Genomic DNA, 17,148 nt, shown 5'->3' with positions numbered 1-17,148 from the left:
TGAGGAGTCGATGTGTGACGTGTCGAGCCCGCACATTGCTTCGGCTAGTCGGAGGCCACCTGGGTGGGCTCCACCGGCCTCGGGAGCAGGAAGCCGTCGACGTACAGATCGACGTGCTCGTTGTAGAAGGCGGTCAGTCCGGCGATGCGGTTGGCGTGGATGGTCGGGAAGTCGTACGTCCAGGCGATGTCCTCGTGGGCGCCGGTGTCGCCGTCGAACGACCAGTAGTCGCTCGTCGTTCCCTTGTAGGGGCACCGGGTCACCGTGTCGGAGTGCCGCAGCCGGGTCCAGTCGATGTACATGGGGTCGAGGTAGTAGCGGGTCGGCAGACCGGTCTCGAACAGCTTCACGCAGCCGGAGGCTTCCGCCAGTACCACGCCGTCCACCTCGACCCGGACGGTGCTGCGCGAACGCAGCGCGTCCACGCGCGAGTACGGGCTCCGCGGATGGACGAAGACCGGCTCGTCCTCCTCGAACCATGCGTCCAGCGCCTCCCATTCGAAGCGCACCGTGTCGCGCAGGGCTTCGGGGGAGCCCTCCCCCCAGACCCACGCCGCTCCCGCACGGACCTCCGGACCGACCCGCAGGGTGTGGCGGTGAGCGGGCCCGGCACCGAGCTGCTCGGTGTGCTTGTCGTCGTCGAGCACGCCCTCCACCATGTCCTCGATCGGGATGCTGAACTGCGGGTACGCCTGCCACTCCCACACGTACAGGGCGCGGCGGGTGTCGAAGGCGACACGCCCCCCGACCATCCCCCGGATGCGGCGGGGGACGGGCTCGACGTGTCCGATCGGGACGATGAGACTCGGGTGCAGGACGCTCTCGGTAGCCATGGTGATCACCTTGGGTTCGCTGGGGGATGGTGCGCTCGCCGTGCCCGGAGCCCGGGAGGGCGGCGCCGACTCGGGCCGACGGGCCGGGTCCACTCGTTCGATGCTATCGCCCGCTCCCGTCGACCACACCGAACACGGCCCGCGATGCACTCTTCTTCACACGGTGTGCCCTCAGGTGTGTCGTGCGGGCGGATTCGGTTGTCACAGAACGCGCGGGCACCCGGTCAATGGTCCGTACCCGTTGCACCCTTGAGGAGATACGTCATGGACGCGCGCATCAACTACTTCGGCAACGCCCTCGCGGGCAAGGTCATGAAGCACCTGAACTCGGCCGGAGCGGCGGTCCAGTCCGCTCTGCCGGTCGCCACCCAGGAGCTGGTAAAGATCCGGGCCAGCCAGATCAACGGCTGCGGCTTCTGCACGGACATGCACACCAAGGACGCCGCCGCGGCGGGCGAGGACCAGCAGCGGCTGAACCTGGTCGCCGTGTGGCGCGAGGCCACGGTCTTCTCGGACGCCGAGCGCGCGGCCCTGGCGGTGACCGAGCAGGGGACCCGCATCGCGGACGCCTCCGGCGGCGTCTCGGACGAGGTGTGGGCCGAGGCCGCGAAGCACTACGACGAAGACCAGCTCGCCGCGCTGATCTCGCTGATCGCCGTCATCAACGCCTACAACCGCATCAACGTCATCAACCAGCAGCCCGCGGGCGGTTACAAGCCCGGCATGTTCGGCTGACGCAGCCTCTCCGGCCGCGCGGCAGCTCGGCCGGACGCGTGCCGTCCGTCGCCTGCTCACCCCGGCCCCCGAGCAGGCGACGGACCGCTCGGGCCACGCCACCACAGGACTCCACATGAACCGCTCCCCCGCTCCCGAGAGCACCGCTCCCCTCCGCATCGCCGGCGCCCGTGGGCGGTGGACCCTCCTGGCCACCGTCCTTGGCTCCGGCGTCGTGCTGCTCGGCTCGACCGTCACCAACATCGCGCTCCCGCGCATCGGCCAGGACTTCGACGCCGATCTCGGCGTCCTCCAGTGGACGGTGAACGCCTACATGCTGACCCTGGCGGGACTCATCCTGCTGGGCGGTTCCCTGGGCGATCGGTTCGGGCGACGTCGCATCTTCGTCCTGGGCCTGGTGTGGTTCGCGGTGGCCTCCCTGCTGTGCTCCGTGGCCCCGGACACCACCACGCTCATCGCCGCCCGGGCCCTGCAGGGCGTCGGGGGCGCGCTGCTCACGCCCGGGTCACTGGCGATCATCGAGGCCTCCTTCCATCCGGACGACCGGCCGCGCGCGATCGGCCTGTGGTCCGGATTCGGCGGCATCGGCGCCGCTCTGGGGCCGTTCGTGGGCGGATGGCTGGTGGACGGTCCCGGCTGGCGCTGGACCTTCGTGCTGAGTGCCGTCCCGGCGCTGATGTGCGTCCCCGTCGCCCTGCGCCATGTTCCGGAGTCCCTGGGCGCGCCGCGCACGGACGCAGGCGTCACGACCGGCGCGGGGACCCGGCGCGGGGTCGGCTTCGACGTTCCCGGCGCCGTCCTGGGAGCGCTGGCCCTGGCACTGGTCACCTACGCGCTGACGGAGGCGCGGGACGGCGGGACCGTGGCCGTCGCCGCGGCCGTCGGCGGTGTCGTCGCGGGGGCCGTGTTCCTCCGCGTCGAACGACGCAGCGGTGACCCCATGATGCCGCTGGCGATCTTCTCCTCCCGGCAGTTCACCGCCGTCAACGTGATCACCCTGTGCGTCTACGCGGGGACGGGCGGGTTCTTCTTCCTGACCGCGCTGGAGTTGCAGATCGTCGTCGGGTACTCGGCGCTGGCCGCCGGAGCGGCGATGCTGCCGAACACCGTGCTGATGCTGCTGTTCTCGTCCCACGCCGGGATGCTCGCCCAGCGGCTGGGGCCGCGAGCCCCGCTCACCGTCGGCCCACTGGTGTGCGGAGCGGGGATGCTGCTGATGCTGCGGGTCGGTCCGGGCGCGTCCTACGTCCATGACATCCTTCCGGCCCTCCTGGTGATGGGCGCCGGCATGGTCGTCATGGTCGCCCCCCTGACCGTGACCCTGCTGGCCTCGGTGGACGCCTCTAACGCCGGGCTGGCCAGCGGCATCAACAACGCCGCGGCCCGGGCGGCCGGCCTGGTGTCCGTCGCGGCGCTCCCGCTGCTGGTCGGGATGGGTCCGGAGGCCTACCGCTCGGACGCGGCCTTCAATGCCTCGTTCGGCCGGGCAATGCCGCTGTGCGCGGTTCTGCTCGCCCTCGGCGCGGCGGTCGCTTTCGGCACGCTGCGGCGGTCCGCCACCGCCCCTGGTCCGGCGCACGGGCACACCCACGGCTGGCTGACGGAACCGCCGCTGGTGTCCCGCTTCACCCATCATCAAGCCGTCGAATGACAACCGGCGCCGCGCGCGGCGCCTGCGTACGAAAGGAACCAGACATGTCGTACCCGTACCCGGAGCAGAAGTACTGGGGTGAGGACGGAGAGGTCAGCGCCGTCTTCCGGCCGGCCACCACGCCGCCGAACCTGGGTGAGAGCGGCACCGGAAAGGACGCCACCCACTATCTGGCCACCACGGCCACCACACGGGGCGAGTTCGGGCTGTACCGGGTCGAGATGCGGCCCCGGGCGGGCGGCCCCAAGACCCATTTCCACAAGCGGATCTCGGAGTCCTTCTTCATTCTGGACGGCACCGTGCGCGTCTTCGACGGTGTGCAGTGGGTCGACGCCCGCAAGGGTGACTTCCTGCACGTCCCCCAGGGAGGGCTGCACGCCTTCCGCAACGACTCCGACGCGCCGGCCGACATGCTGCTGCTGTTCACCCCGGGCGCCCCGCGCGAGGAGTACTTCGAGCAGGTCTCCCAGCTGGGGCACGCTTCCGAGGAGGAGCGTGCAGCGTTCTTCGACCGGCACGACTCGTACTTCGTGGATTAGGAGCAAGAGCGGGAGCCACCGACCGCACGCGCGACAGGGCCCCGCATCCGCGACCTCCCGGCCTGGCCGGTGTCGTGGGTGCGGGGCCTTGTCGTGCGTGCCGGACCGAGGGTCAGGCGGTGGGCCGGGGGGCGCGCAGGTGGGCGCGCTCCTTGAGTTCCTTCTCGTCGACCAGCTCCAGCATGGGCTTGCCGGGCGCGCACATCATCGTGACGACGAACTCTGTCTTCTGGTCGCTGAGCGCGTTGCCGTCCTGGTAGTGGATGGCGTCGCCGCCCGGCTCCCAGAAGGTGCCGCCGGCCTCGACCACACGCTCGGGCTCACCCTCCAGCTCGAAGCGGACGGCGCCCTTGATGACGTAACCGAACGCCGGCCCGGAGTGGCGGTGCGGCGGGGTGCCGGGGTCGCCCGGCTCCCACTCGACGTGGATGGTCATCGCCGAGGCGCCCTCGGGGACGACGATCGGCGAGGCGTCCTGGATCATCTTCGCCGCGCGGGTCCAGCTCGGACCGTCCTCGCCGCCGGTTCCGTGTCCATGGTGGGCGTGCTGTGCATTGTCCGACATCGAGTCGCACCTTCCGTGGTTCCGCCGTGACCGCGCGGCACGTCGTCCGCCGTCACGGGGTCGTCTCCGGTCGTGATGACCGCTCGCCCTCCTGACCGGGTACCGGGCGGGTCTGTGACACCGTGCCACGACGGTCGGGGGCGGCACCCGCCTCGCACGGTGTCACACGTGGGACCCGCCATCTGTCTAGGAGAGACGGGCACGGTGGCACTCCGCATCCGCCACGATCCGCCCACGACACCCAGCGGGGTCATCGGCCCCCGACGGAGGAGACACAGATGAGAGTCGTCGTTGCAGGTGCCACCGGATTGATCGGTTCCCGGACCGTCGCACGGCTCCGGGACCACGGGGTGGAGGTCGTGCCCGTGTCGCGTGGGGAAGGAGTCGACGTCAGCACCGGTCAGGGCCTGGACCGGGCACTGCGCGGCGCCGATGTGATCGTGGACGTCACCGACGCGCCCTCCCGGCGGCAGCAGGCCAGCACGGCGTTCTTCACCACCGCGACGGGCAACCTCCTCCAGGCGGCGGCTGCGGCGAACGTCGAGCACTACGTGGCGCTGTCGGTGGTGGGCGCCGACCGGATCGGGTCGGGCTACTTCCAGGCCAAGGCGACGCAGGAGGACCTGGCCCGGCACACCACCGTGCCGTACTCCGTGGTACGCGCCACGCCGTTCCACGAGTCCGTGGAGGCCGCCGCCGCAGCCGGCGTCCGGCCGGACGGCGTACATGTGCCGCCGCTGCTGCTGCGGCCCGTCTCGGCCGACGACGTCGCCGCGCTCCTCGCCCATGTCGCGGTGGGGCTACCGGAGTTCGGCGTGGTCGAAACGGCCGGGCCCGAGGAGCTGCGGCTGGAGGACATGACGGCCGACGTACTCGCTCTCCTCGGCCGGCCCGGCCCGGTGATCTCCGACCCGCGGGCCCCGTTCTTCGGTGCGGTGCTCGATGAGCGTGCCCTGCTTCCCGGGCCGGACGCCCGGCTGGGCCATCACACGTTCACCCAGTGGCTCAAGAGCCGCTGACCCCGCCGGGCGGCGCTGCCCGGCGCCCGGATCTCCCCCTCAGACCCGTCGCCACGCGACACCCACCGTGTCCGCGGCCGGTGCCGCCGACACCCACGCCGTGACAAGAAGGCTGCCATGAGTGAACCCTCCCGGCCGACCGACAACCCTGTGATGAGTGAGCTGGACCAGTTGCCCGACCGCGACCGCGAGGAGACCGCCGAGTGGCGGGCCTCCCTCGACGCCGTCGTGCGCAACGCGGGGCCGGAACGGGCGGTGTACCTGCTGCGGCGGGTGCACGAGTTCGCCGCGAGCACGGGCATGTCCCTGCCGGGGCTGCTGCACTCGGACTACATCAACACCGTTCCCGCCGCCGCGCAGCCGGAGTTCGACGGTGACCTGGAGATGGAGTCCAGGATCACCGCGCTCAACCGGTGGAACGCGGCTGCGATGGTCACCCGTGGCGCGCCGCTCGGACTCGGCGGTCACATCTCGACCTACGCCTCGGCGGCCTGGCTCTACGAGATCGGCTTCAACCACTTCTTCCGGGGCAAGGACGGCGACGGCTCCGGCGACCAGCTCTTCGTCCAGGGGCACGCTTCCCCCGGGATCTACGCCCGTGTCTTCCTGGAGGGGCGGCTGAGCGAGGGCCAGCTGGCCGCCTTCCGGCGGGAGGCCGGCGGTCACGGCCTGCCGTCCTATCCGCACCCCCGACGGCTGCCGTGGCTGTGGGAGTTCCCCACGGTGTCCATGGGACTGGGCCCCATCGGCGCCGTCTACCAGGCCCGCTTCAACCGCTATCTGCACGCCCGCGGCATCAAGGACACCTCCGCCTCACGGGTGTGGGCGTTCCTGGGCGACGGGGAGATGGACGAGCCGGAGTCGACGGCCGCCCTGACCCTGGCCTCCCGAGAGGGCCTGGACAACCTGACGTTCGTCATCAACTGCAATCTCCAGCGCCTGGACGGACCGGTACGGTCCAATTCGAAGATCGTCCAGGAGCTGGAGGCACGGTTCCGGGGCGCGGGGTGGAACGTGGTCAAGTCGCTCTGGGGCGAGGCCTGGGACCCGCTGCTGGCCCAGGACACCACCGGTGACCTCGTCCGGCGCCTGGGCGAGGTGCCCGACGCCCAGATGCAGACGCTCGCCGCGCGGGACGCCGCCTACATACGCGAGCACTTCTTCACGGGTGACGCCCTTTCGGCGCTCTCCGCCTCCCTGAGCGACGCGCGGGTGGTCGAGCTGTTCGAGAACTCGCGGGGCGGACACGAACCGTTGAAGGTGTACTCCGCCTACCGGGCCGCCGTGGAGCACCGGGGCGCGCCGACGGTGGTCCTGGCCCAGACGGTGAAGGGCCACACGCTGGGCCCGGCCTTCGAGTCGCGCAACGCCAACCATCAGATGAAGAAGCTCACGATGGAGCAGTTCCGGGCCATGCGCGACCTGCTGGAGCTGCCCATCCCCGACAGCGCGCTCGCCGGTGACCAGGTGCCGTTCTGGCACCCGGGGGAGGACTCGCCCGAGGTGCGGTATCTGCGCGAGCGCCGGGCCGCGCTGGGCGGGCCCGCCCCTGTGCGACGCGTGGTCGCCAAGCCGCTGCCGGAACCGCCCGCCAGGCCCTTCGAGGAGTTGGAGAAGGGGTCCGGCCATCAGGAGATGGCCACCACGATGGCGCTCGTCCGGCTGGTCAAGGACCTGATGCGCGACCCGGGGAGCGGCGCGCGCTGGGTGCCGATCGTCCCCGACGAGGCTCGCACCTTCGGCATGGAGTCGATGTTCCCCACCGCCGGGATCTACTCGCCGCAGGGCCAGACCTACGATCCGGTCGACGCGGACCAACTGCTCCACTACAAGGAGAGCACGACCGGGCAGCTGCTCATCGAGGGCATCACCGAGGCCGGTTCCGTCGCCGAGTTCGCCGCCGCCGCCACGTCGTACGCCACGCACGGCGAACCCATGATCCCCTTCTACATCTTCTACGCCATGTTCGGTTTCCAGCGCACCGGCGACCAGTTCTGGGCACTGGGCGACCAGATGGGCCGCGGTTTCGTGGTCGGCGGCACCGCGGGGCGCACCACGATGACCGGCGAGGGCCTGCAGCACGGGGACGGCCACTCGCACCTGCTCGCCGCGACCAATCCGGCGGCCGTCAGCTACGACCCCGCGTTCGCCTACGAGATCGCGGTCATCGTTCGGGACGGTCTGCGCCGCATGTACGGCGAGCGGCCCGAGGACGTCTTCTACTACCTGACCGTGTACAACGAGCCCAAGCACCAGCCCGCCATGCCGCCGGTCCCCGGCATCGAGGAGGGCATCGTCCGGGGCATCTACCGGTTCCGGGCCGCCGAGGCACCGGCGGCCGGGCCCCGGCTCCAACTGCTCGCCTCCGGTACGGCGATCCACTGGGCCCTGCGCGCCCAGGAACTGCTCGCCTCCGACTGGGGCGTGCACGCCGACGTGTGGTCGGTGACGTCCTGGACGGAGCTGCGCCGGGACGCGATGCGTGCCGACGACGCCCGGATGCGGGGCGAGGAAGGCACCCCCTTCGTCACCCGTGCCCTGTCCGGGGCGCCGGGGCCGGTGCTGGCCGTCAGCGACTGGATGCGGCAGGTGCCCGACCAGATCAGTCAGTGGGTCGAGCAGGACTACTACTCCCTGGGCACGGACGGTTTCGGCCTGTCCGACAGCCGCGAGGACGTGCGCCGCTACTTCCGGGTGGACGCCGAGTCGATCGTGGTGACCGCACTGGACCGTCTGGTCCGGGCAGGTCAGGTACCGCCGGAGGCCGTCGCGCAGGCCCGCGCGCGCTACGGCCTCGACCGGTGAACCGCCCCGCCGGGCGCCCCCTACCCTCCGCGTCGCCGGACGCGGACCCCGCACGACAGGTCCGGCGGGGCGACGCGCCCCGCCGGACCGTGAGGAGTTGACACATCATGACCGTTTCCGTGACCCTGCCGGCTCTCGGCGAGTCCGTCACCGAGGGCACCGTGACCCGCTGGCTGAAGCAGGTCGGTGACCGCGTCGAGGCCGACGAGCCCTTGCTGGAGGTGTCGACCGACAAGGTGGACACCGAGATCCCCTCCCCCGCCGCCGGCGTCCTGCTGGAGATCCTCGTCGCCGAGGACGAGACCGTCGAGGTCGGTGCCGGGCTCGGCGTCATAGGCGCGGCGCCGGTGCCGGGCCCGGCGGCCGAGCCCGCGCCGACGCCACCGGCTCCGGTAGCCGCTCCGGTGCCGACGCCGGCTCCAGCACCCGCCCCGGCGCCGGCTGAGCCCTTCGTCCCGCCTGCCGCGTCGGCCCCTCCGGCTTCCCCCGCGCCGGCGCCCGCGCCCGCGGCCCCGCAGGCACCGGCGCCCGCCCCGGCGGACGAGGCGTCCTCGCTCCGCGGCCGCACGGTCGCGATGACCCGTATCCGCCGGGCCATCGGCAACAACCTCAAGAAGGCGCTGCTCGAGCAGGCGCAGCTCACCTCGACGGTCGAGGCCGACGTCACCCGGCTGATGCGCCTGCGGAGCCGGGCGAAGGACGGCTTCCTGGCCCGCGAGGGCCTCAAGCTCTCCCCCATGCCCTTCTTCGTCAAGGCAGCCGCCCAGGCGCTGAAGGCGCATCCGGTGGTCAACGCCCGGATCAACGAGGACGAGGGCACCATCACCTACTTCGACACCGAGAACATCGGGATCGCGGTCGACACGGAGGCCGGTCTGATGACCCCGGTCGTCAAGGCGGCCGGTGACCTCACCGTCGCCGGGCTCGCCCGCGCCGTCCACGACCTCGCCGACCGGGCCCGCGGTGGTCACTTGACCCCCGACGACGTTTCGGGCGCGACCTTTACGATCTCCAACACCGGTTCGCGTGGCGCGCTGTTCGACACCGTCATCGTGCCGCCGAACCAGGCCGCGATCCTCGGTGTGGGCGCCACGGTCAGGAGGCCGGGGGTCGTGCGCGTCGGTGACGAGGAGGTCATCGGCGTCCGGGACCTGGTGCACCTGTCGCTGTCGTACGACCACCGGCTGGTGGACGGGGCGGACGCGGCCCGCTACCTGACGGCGGTCAAGGCACTCCTGGAGGCGGCGGCGTTCGAGAACGACCTGTACCCCGACACCGCCGCGTGAACGAGGAAAGCCGGTGCGGGCGATGTGCCCGCACCGGCTTCTCCGTCGGCGGCGGAGGCCGCCGACGCGGTGTGTGAGGGTGCCCGCGCGTCACGGACAGGAGACGGACGGGTGGGCCGCAAGGTCGTGGACCTGGACCCGTGCGGTGACGGCGCCGCCCCCCTCCGTGCGCTGTACGGGAACGGGCGCGTGGCGCAGCATGGCGTCGATCCGCTCGTCGCCGGCCAGGAAGAGACCGTAGAGCGTCGTCCAGCCGCCGGTCCGCGCGTGCTCGCCCAGATGCTGGAGCAGGCGGGTCCCGAGCCCCCGGCCCTGCCAGGAGTCCTCGACCAGCAACGCCGCCTCGACGGCAGTGTGATCCGGCATCAGGTGGCCCACGGCGACGATGCGTCCGGTGGCTCCCACGGCCGCCAGGTGTACCGATCCTGGGCGGGACAGCAGCGTCGGCACATACGTGCGGGGGTCGGCCATCGCCCGGTGGTAGCGGCTCCACAGGGTCTGCGGGGAGCATCGGCGGTGCATCGCCACGGTGCGGGCGAGTTGGCCGGGGCCTATCGGGATGATCCGCGGATCGCGGCGCATGAGTCCGTCCTTGAGCGGCCGGGAACCGGTACGCGAGGCGCACACGGTGCGGGGTCGGGAGAGGGCCGGCGGCGAACCGCCGGCCCTTCGATCACGGATGCGCTCTCAGCGCACCGAGCGGGCGGCGTCCTCGATGACGCCGGTGACCTTTCCCGGGTGCGAGACGCTCACCGCGTGCGACGACCGCACCTTCTCGGTGTGGGAGCCAGCCCGGCGGGCCATGAACTCCTGGGCGGCCGACGGGATGTTGAGGTCCTGGGTGGCGACCAGAACCCAGGAGGGGATGGTCTTCCAGGCCGGCTCGGCCGCACCCTCGCCCAGGGCCTCCTGGGTGACCGGTCGCTGGGTGACGCTCATGAGGTCGGTCTTGTTGCGGGGCACGTCCGCCGCGAACTGGTGGCGGAATTTGTCGTTCTGGATGTAGAGGTCGGTGCTGGAGGAACCGTCGGCGTTCTTCACCGGCACGGGGCGCAGCGCTTCGCCGAGGGTGCTGCCGGGGAACCGCCCGGACAGGTCGACCGCGCTCTCCCCCTTCTCCGGGAGGAAGGCGGCGAGGTACACCAGCGCCTTGACGTTCTTGTTGCCGGTGGCGGCGTTGCTGATGACCGAACCGCCGTACGAGTGACCGGCGAGCACGACGGGGCCGTCGATTCCGGCCAGGACGTCCTTGAGGTAGGCGGAGTCGCCGCTCAGGGAGCGCAGCGGGTTGGCGACGGCGACGACCGGGTAACCGTCGTGCCTGAGCCTGTCGATGACGCCGTTCCAGCTCGTGGAGTCGGCGAACGCACCGTGCACCAGGACGACGGTGGGTTTGTCGCCGCGGTCGGCGGTGCTGCCCTTGTCGGCGGAAGCCGGGGCGATCGTGGTGGCGAGCAGGCCGGCGGCGACGCCGGCGCCGGCCAGGACGGTCATCGTCGTGTGGGTCCGGCTTGCACGGGAGGTGCGGTTCATGTCACATGCCTTTCGGGCGGGATCGTGATCGGTGCGTGCGGCACGTTGTGTCGCCTTTTCACCTTTGAGACCGGAGACCCACCAAATCCGTGACATGGTGTGAAAATGGTCTCCGGCCGTGTGCGTCGCCTCGCGGTTCAGGACCCGTGCCGACCGGTGATCTCTTCGTGCTCGGTCGCCGTGGGCTTGGGGATCTGCGTGCCGGGGCCGTAGAGGAAGCCGCTGAGCCTGGTGCGCAGGCGCTGTGTGCGGCGGGCCACGGAACCGTCACCGTCGCGCGCGGGTACGGCGGCCAGGGGCCGGTGCTGCTCGTGCGAGGTCAGCGTGTGCAGTCGCGCCGGGTCGAGTGGCTCGTGCACCTCGACGTACTCGCCGTGCGGCAGGCGCTTGATGACGCCGGTCTCGCGGCCGTGCAGCACCAGGTCGCGGTCCCTGCGCTGCAGTCCCAGCGCCACACGCTTGGTGACGACGAAGGCCAGGACCGGGACGACGAAGAGGCCGACGCGCACGGCCCAGGTCACGTCGTTGACGGACACGTGCAGGCGGGTGGCGATGATGTCGTTGGCGGCACCGATCAGGGCCACCGAGTAGACACTGAGCCAGGCCACGCCGAGGGCGGTGCGTACCGGGCGGTTGCGGGGACGGTCCAGCAGGTGATGTTCGTTGTCGTCGTCCGTCACCCATGCCTCCAGGAACGGATAGGCCCCCATGGCCAGGAAGAGCAGCACCCCGGCCAGCAGCGGCAGCAAGTTGTCCAGTGCCAGGGTGTGGCCCCAGAAGTCGATCTCCCAGCCGGGCATGACGCGCAGCAGTCCGTCGGCGACGCCCATGTACCAGTCGGGCTGGGATCCGGCGGAGACCTGGTCGGGGCGGAAGGGGCCGTAGTCCCAGACGGGGTTGATCTCGGCGACGGCGGCCATGAAGAAGAGCACGCCGGTCACGAGGAAGAAGTAGCCGGCGGCCTTCACGGCATACACCTTGGCCGGAAGTCCGACGACGTTGTCGCGGGTACGACCAGGTCCGGGGTACTGCGCGGGCCGGTGGCGCAGGGCCAGGACCACGTAGCCGACGACGAGGACGACGATGAGTGCGGGGATGACCAGGACGTGCAGGGTGTTGAAGCGGGCGATCAGGTCGTCGCCGGGGAACTCGCCGCCGAAGAGGAAGAACGACAGGTAGGTCCCGACGACGGGGATCGACAGGATCGTGCCGTTCACGACCTGGAGGCCGGTGCCGGACAGCAGGTCGCCCGGCAGGTCGTAGCCGGTCAGCCCCGCGAACATCGCCAGGACGAGCACTCCGAACCCCAGCACCCAGTTCAGCTCCCGCGGCTTGCGGAACGCGCCGGTGAAGAAGAGCCGCAGCATGTGGGCGAGAACGGCGGCGACGAAGACCAGGGCCGCCCAGTGGTGGGCCTGGCGGACGAGCAGGCCGCCGCGGACGTCGAAGGAGAGGTGCAGCGTCGAGTCGAAGGCCTCCGAGACCAACTGCCCGCGCAAGGGGACGTAGTCGCCCTGGTAGACCACGAGGTCGGAGGAGGGGTGGAAGTAGAAGCTCAGATAGACACCGGTGATCAGCAGGATCACGAGACTGTAGAGCGCGATCTCGCCGAGCATGAGCGACCAGTGGTCGGGGAAGACCAAGCGCCGGACGGAGCGAGCGACAGGGCGACGGCCCAGCCTGCTGTCCGCCCACCGGGCGAGCCTCTCCCCCGCGCGCTTCCGCTCCGGCTCCACCGGCCGGCTGTCGTGGCCCATCTCTTCACCCTTCGTTTCTGCGTCACCCGCAGCTCACCGGCGCCGCGGTGGCGGGCTCGGCCATGGATCGGCGGCACCGGCGCGGCGCGAGGGCTTCCGGCCGCCGTGCGGCCGTGGCGGGGGTGGGGGCGCCCCGCGGATCGCCCGGGCCGGGAAGTCCGTCCGGCTCACATACAGCGCGACGATTCCGACTCGTCCGACACTGTGCTGTTCGGCATGATTCGCGTACTGCTGTCGTCAGCATGACCGGCGAGACGGTGCGCGTGTGACATCCGGCGGCGCCCCCGGGAGGGACGGCGGCGGGACGGCCCGACCCGCCTCCCTTCCCGGGGGCCGGTCGTCAGCGGGACACGATGTTCTCCAGCTCCTCGCCCGCGGCGAAACGGCGCAACTGGCGCCGGATGAGCTGTTCGAGGCGAGGCCACAGGGAAGACGTGAACGCGCCGACGTGCGGCGTGATCAGCACGCCGGCTGTCTCCCGCAGTGGATGCCCCGGCGGGAGCGGCTCGGGGTCGGTCACGTCGAGCGCGGCCCGCAGCCGGCCCTCCTGGGTCTCCTTGAGCAGGGCGTCGGTGTCGACCACGGCCCCACGTGCCACGTTGACGAGCAGGGCGCCGTCCTTCATGCAGGCCAGCATGCCCGCGTCGAAGAGCAGACGGGTCCGCGGGGTGAGCGGCACGGACAGCACGACGACATCGGCGTCGGCCACGAGCCGGGGTAGGTGTGCGGCGGAGCGGACGGGGCCCCGGGGCGCGTCCCGGTCCGTGCCGGCGACACGGGTCACCACACATCCGAAGGGCACCAGGAGGTCCTCCAGCGCGGAGCCGACGGCGCCGTAGCCGACGATGAGCACGGAGCGCCCGTACAGGGACGGGAAGACCTCCGGTCGCCACGCCCCGCCGTCCTGGGCGCGGACCGACTCCGGTATGCCGCGCAGCGAGGCGAGGATCAGGGTCAGGGCCAGTTCGGCCGTGCTCGGAGCGGGGGCCGCGCCGGCGTTGCACAGGGTCACCGGCCGAGGGAGCCGGTCCAGCTCCGCGTGCAGTTCGTCCGTGCCGGAACTCAGGGCCTGCACCGCCCGCAGACGTGTCATGCGGGGCAGGGGCCTACCGATGACATCGATGTCCTTGGTCAGCGGCGGGGCGTAGAACTCCACCTCCGCCGGGTCCGAAGGGAAGGCCGAACGGCCGTCCCAGCGGGCATACTCCAGGCCTGGTGGCAGGTCGGTGAGATCGGCGAACTGGACGGGCAGCCATACCTGCGGGGTTCTCACGGTCATGACGGCGTGTTCTGCTTTCCCTCCGGGTTCCGCGAGGTCGGAACCACAGAACTGACTGCGTGTGCCACGCACTTGTGACAGTCGACCCCCCGTGACGGCCATCACCTCGGCCCCTCTCGGGCCGGGCCCCTCGCGGGGCACCCGCTGTCACAGGCCCCGCTCACGCGTGGTCTAGCTGAACATGCGACCCGTCATCAACGGAGCACCGGTGTCCCGACCGGACCCGGACTCCTACGCCGTCACCGCCGAGTTCTACGACATCCTTCAGGCCGACCGGGACGCGGCACGCGTCCGCGACCTCTACGGGCGGCACGTCGCGCGGGCCCGTCTCGGTGTGCTGGACATCGGTGCCGGGACCGGCCGGGTCACGCTGATGAGCCTGGCCGAGTCCGCGGTCGACGTGCACGCGGTGGAACCCGCGCGAGCCATGCGCACGTCCCTGCTCACCCGCCTCGCCACCCTGCCCGCGCGTCAGCGCGAGCGCGTGACCGTGCACCCGTACGCCCTGGACGAGGCGGCGCTGTACGCGGCGGCGGACGTCGCCGTGTGCCACAACACGGTCGCCTGTCTCCCCCCGGCCGCGCGGGACGCGCTGTGGCCCGCGATCCACGCGGCCCTGGCCCCCGGGGGCACGCTTCTCCTGGAGCCGCCGCCCGCCCTGCTGCCCCCTCGCGACGTCGTGCGCCGCCTGCCGGAGCAGCGGGTGGGCGCGCACGTGTACGGCGGACGCATGACGATGTCCGCGGCGGGCTACCGCATCCGCACACGTGTCGACTACTGGGTGCGCAGCGGACGACACGTGCTGCGGGAGCACACGGAGTCGTTCTGGATGTGGCCGGCCTCGCGCACGCGGATCGTCGACGACCTGGCACGGCACGGCTTCGTCCCGCTGCCGGGGCACGACGATCCGCGTGTTCTGGCCGTGACGCGTCCGGCCCACCGGTGAGCCGGAGTACGGGGCCGGACGGACCCGTGCCACGGTGTCACAACGCGTGTAGTCGCCCGGTCTGAAGGGTGATCGGACCACTCGGTCCGTGTGCGCCTCACAGACTGGGACGGGGATCTCATGCCGCGTGCGAAGACGTTCGTGATCGTCGGGGGCGGCCTGGCCGCCGGCAAGGCCGCGGAGGAACTGCGCGAGCACGGCCACGACGGGCCGCTTCTCGTGATCGGGGACGAGCGGGAACGACCGTACATCCGGCCGCCGCTGTCCAAGGGGTACCTGCTGGGCAAGGAGGACCGCGAGTCCATCCACGTGCACCCCGAGAGCTGGTACCGGGAACACGACGTCGATCTGCTCCTGGGCACGAGCGTGACGTCCGTCGACGCGCGTGGCCGGGCGGTGACGCTGGACGACGGCCGCCGCGTGCCCTACACCGGTCTGCTGCTGGCCACAGGTTCCTCGCCGCGCCGCCTGTCGGTGCCGGGCGCGGACCTGGAGGGCGTGCTGTACCTGCGGCGCGTGGGCGACAGCGAGCGCCTCAAGGAGGCGTTCACCGAAGGCGCCCGGATCGTGGTGGTCGGCGGTGGCTGGATCGGGCTGGAGACGGCGGCGGCGGCCCGGGCGGCCGGCGCCGAGGTCACCGTGCTGGAGCACGGTGAGATGCCTCTGCTGAAGGTCCTGGGCCGGGAGGCGGCCGAGGTCTTCGCCGCTCTGCACCGGGACCATGGTGTGCACCTGCGGCCTCGAGCCGAGATCGAGGCCGTCACGGGAACCGGGGGCCGCGTCGACGGGGTCCGGCTCGCCGACGGAACCCGGCTGCCCGCGGACGCCGTGGTCGTGGGGGTGGGCATCACGCCCAATGTCCGCCTGGCCGAGGATGCGGGCCTCGACGTGCGCAACGGCATCGTGACGGACTCCCACCTACGGACCTCCGCCGACGGTGTCCACGCCGCCGGTGACGTCGCCAACGCCTACCACCCCCGGCTCGGCCGGCACCTGCGCGTGGAGCACTGGGCCAACGCACTGCACCAGCCCCGTACCGCCGCGCTGAGCATGCTCGGTCAGGACGCGGTGTACGACCGGCTGCCGTACTTCTACACCGACCAGTACGACCTCGGGATGGAGTACACCGGGTACACCGAACCGGGCGGCTACGACCGCGTCGTCTTCCGCGGGTCGCGCGAGGAGCGGCGGTTCCTGGCGTTCTGGATGTCCGGCAACCGGGTGCTGGCGGGGATGAGCGTCAACCTGTGGGACGTCATCGGGACGATCCGCGCCCTGATCGAGTCGGGCGCGGAGCCGGACGACGCCGCCCTCGCCGACCCCTCGGTCCCGCTGGAGAGCCTGCTGTCCCCGCATGCGCGGCCGACGGGAGACCAGGCGTGACCGGCAGCGTTCCCGCACCGCTGCGCCCGATGCCGGACGACTGGCGGCGGGCCCTGGCCGTGGTGGCCCACCCCGACGACCTCGAGTACGGGTGCTCGGCGGCCGTGGCCTCCTGGGTGGCCGACGGCAGACAGGTCACCTACGTGCTCGCCACCCGCGGTGAGGCCGGCATCGACACCCTGGATCCGGGACGGGGCGGCCCGCTGCGTGAGGCGGAACAGCGAGCCGCCGCCGCGGCGGTCGGTGTCCGCACGGTGGAGTTCCTCGGCCACCGGGACGGTGTGATCGAGTACGGCGTCCAGCTGCGCCGTGACATCGCCGCCGCCGTGCGGCGTCACCGGCCGGAGCTGGTGATCACCCTGAACCACCGGGACACGTGGGCCGCCGGGGCCTGGAACACCCCGGACCACGTGGCGGTGGGGCGCGCGGTACTGGACGCGGCGACGGACGCGGGCAACCGCTGGATCTTCCCGGAACTGGCCGAACAGGGGCTGTCGCCCTGGAACGGCGTCCGCTGGGTGGCCGTCGCCAACTCACCGACGCCGACCCACGCAGTGTCCGCCGAGCCGGGCTTCGAACAGGGCGTCCAGTCCCTGCTGCGGCACCGGACCTACCTCGAGGCCCTGACCGAGGAGGACCCCGAGACGTACGCGCGCCGCTTCTTGGGCGAGAGCACCGGCGTCCACCGGGCACGGTTCGCCGGGACTCCCGCCGTCGCCTTCGAACTGTTCAGCCGATGACCGGGGCCCCGCGCACCCCTCATCACCATTCCCGCCAGCCGCACGCGCCGCACCAGCCCGTGCCGAGGAAGGACCGA

Annotated in this window: 15 protein-coding genes; 9 read left to right on the top strand and 6 right to left on the bottom strand. The window is 71.6% G+C overall.

All coding sequences use genetic code 11. The features are described from left to right. Positions 1-44: 44 nt before the first annotated feature. Entirely contained in the window at positions 45-833 is a 789-nt protein-coding gene (locus tag ACFV46_RS06715) for a DUF427 domain-containing protein (protein WP_385497245.1), read from the bottom strand. A gap of 264 nt (positions 834-1,097) precedes the next feature. On the opposite strand from ACFV46_RS06715, the gene ACFV46_RS06710 reads away from it, so the two are divergent. The 3 genes from ACFV46_RS06710 to ACFV46_RS06700 all read left to right on the top strand — a co-directional run bounded on the left by ACFV46_RS06710 (position 1,098) and on the right by ACFV46_RS06700 (position 3,758). Continuing rightward, entirely contained in the window at positions 1,098-1,568 is a 471-nt protein-coding gene (locus tag ACFV46_RS06710; protein WP_006131870.1) for a carboxymuconolactone decarboxylase family protein, read from the top strand. Between the two features lie 115 nt (positions 1,569-1,683). Continuing rightward, positions 1,684-3,219, top strand: a complete 1,536-nt coding sequence (locus tag ACFV46_RS06705) for an MFS transporter (protein WP_385497244.1) — start codon at positions 1,684-1,686, stop codon at positions 3,217-3,219. A gap of 44 nt (positions 3,220-3,263) precedes the next feature. Then, a complete protein-coding gene (locus tag ACFV46_RS06700; protein WP_361928725.1) occupies positions 3,264-3,758 on the top strand; it encodes a cupin domain-containing protein in 495 nt (164 codons plus the stop codon). A gap of 112 nt (positions 3,759-3,870) precedes the next feature. Here the strand turns inward: ACFV46_RS06700 and ACFV46_RS06695 are convergent, their stop codons facing one another. Continuing rightward, on the bottom strand, positions 3,871-4,323 hold the full coding sequence (locus tag ACFV46_RS06695) for a cupin domain-containing protein (RefSeq protein WP_361928728.1): 453 nt from the start codon (positions 4,321-4,323) through the stop codon (positions 3,871-3,873). Positions 4,324-4,601: 278 nt separating this feature from the next. Between ACFV46_RS06695 and ACFV46_RS06690 the strand changes: the two genes are divergently transcribed. The 3 genes from ACFV46_RS06690 to ACFV46_RS06680 all read left to right on the top strand — a co-directional run bounded on the left by ACFV46_RS06690 (position 4,602) and on the right by ACFV46_RS06680 (position 9,433). Beyond that, positions 4,602-5,342 (top strand): SDR family oxidoreductase, encoded by a 741-nt coding sequence (locus ACFV46_RS06690; RefSeq protein ID WP_361928731.1) that lies wholly within the window; start codon positions 4,602-4,604, stop codon positions 5,340-5,342. 117 nt (positions 5,343-5,459) lie between these two features. Beyond that, positions 5,460-8,147 carry a pyruvate dehydrogenase (acetyl-transferring), homodimeric type gene (aceE, locus tag ACFV46_RS06685; RefSeq protein ID WP_385497242.1) on the top strand — a complete coding sequence of 896 codons (2,688 nt, stop codon included), beginning with the start codon at positions 5,460-5,462 and terminating at the stop codon, positions 8,145-8,147. A gap of 107 nt (positions 8,148-8,254) precedes the next feature. After that, entirely contained in the window at positions 8,255-9,433 is a 1,179-nt protein-coding gene (locus ACFV46_RS06680) for a 2-oxo acid dehydrogenase subunit E2 (RefSeq protein ID WP_361928735.1), read from the top strand. Between the two features lie 90 nt (positions 9,434-9,523). Here the strand turns inward: ACFV46_RS06680 and ACFV46_RS06675 are convergent, their stop codons facing one another. The 4 genes from ACFV46_RS06675 to ACFV46_RS06660 all read right to left on the bottom strand — a co-directional run bounded on the left by ACFV46_RS06675 (position 9,524) and on the right by ACFV46_RS06660 (position 14,002). Next, positions 9,524-10,015, bottom strand: a complete 492-nt coding sequence (locus tag ACFV46_RS06675; protein ID WP_385497241.1) for a GNAT family N-acetyltransferase — start codon at positions 10,013-10,015, stop codon at positions 9,524-9,526. 105 nt (positions 10,016-10,120) lie between these two features. Beyond that, entirely contained in the window at positions 10,121-10,966 is an 846-nt protein-coding gene (locus tag ACFV46_RS06670; RefSeq protein WP_361928741.1) for an alpha/beta hydrolase, read from the bottom strand. Positions 10,967-11,103: 137 nt separating this feature from the next. Continuing rightward, entirely contained in the window at positions 11,104-12,723 is a 1,620-nt protein-coding gene (locus tag ACFV46_RS06665) for a ubiquinol-cytochrome c reductase cytochrome b subunit (protein ID WP_361928743.1), read from the bottom strand. A 340-nt stretch (positions 12,724-13,063) separates the two neighbouring features. Beyond that, positions 13,064-14,002: a 2-hydroxyacid dehydrogenase gene (locus ACFV46_RS06660; RefSeq protein ID WP_361928746.1), complete on the bottom strand. Its 939-nt coding sequence runs from the start codon at positions 14,000-14,002 to the stop codon at positions 13,064-13,066. Between the two features lie 208 nt (positions 14,003-14,210). Between ACFV46_RS06660 and ACFV46_RS06655 the strand changes: the two genes are divergently transcribed. From ACFV46_RS06655 to ACFV46_RS06645, 3 genes are all read left to right on the top strand, one after another. Then, on the top strand, positions 14,211-14,948 hold the full coding sequence (locus ACFV46_RS06655; protein WP_385497240.1) for a class I SAM-dependent methyltransferase: 738 nt from the start codon (positions 14,211-14,213) through the stop codon (positions 14,946-14,948). Between the two features lie 120 nt (positions 14,949-15,068). Further along, positions 15,069-16,331, top strand: coding sequence for an FAD-dependent oxidoreductase (locus ACFV46_RS06650; RefSeq protein WP_361928751.1), 1,263 nt, complete (start codon positions 15,069-15,071; stop codon positions 16,329-16,331). Further along, a complete protein-coding gene (locus ACFV46_RS06645) occupies positions 16,328-17,071 on the top strand; it encodes a PIG-L deacetylase family protein (RefSeq protein WP_385497238.1) in 744 nt (247 codons plus the stop codon). The genes ACFV46_RS06650 and ACFV46_RS06645 overlap by 4 nt, the downstream gene beginning before the upstream one ends. The last annotated feature ends 77 nt before the right edge of the window (positions 17,072-17,148 follow it).

This window comes from Streptomyces sp. NPDC059852 (assembly GCF_042731455.1).
Taxonomy (GTDB): Bacteria; Actinomycetota; Actinomycetes; order Streptomycetales; family Streptomycetaceae; genus Streptomyces.
Note: the sequence above shows the minus strand (reverse complement) of the source record. Positions and strands in the feature narration are given on the sequence as shown.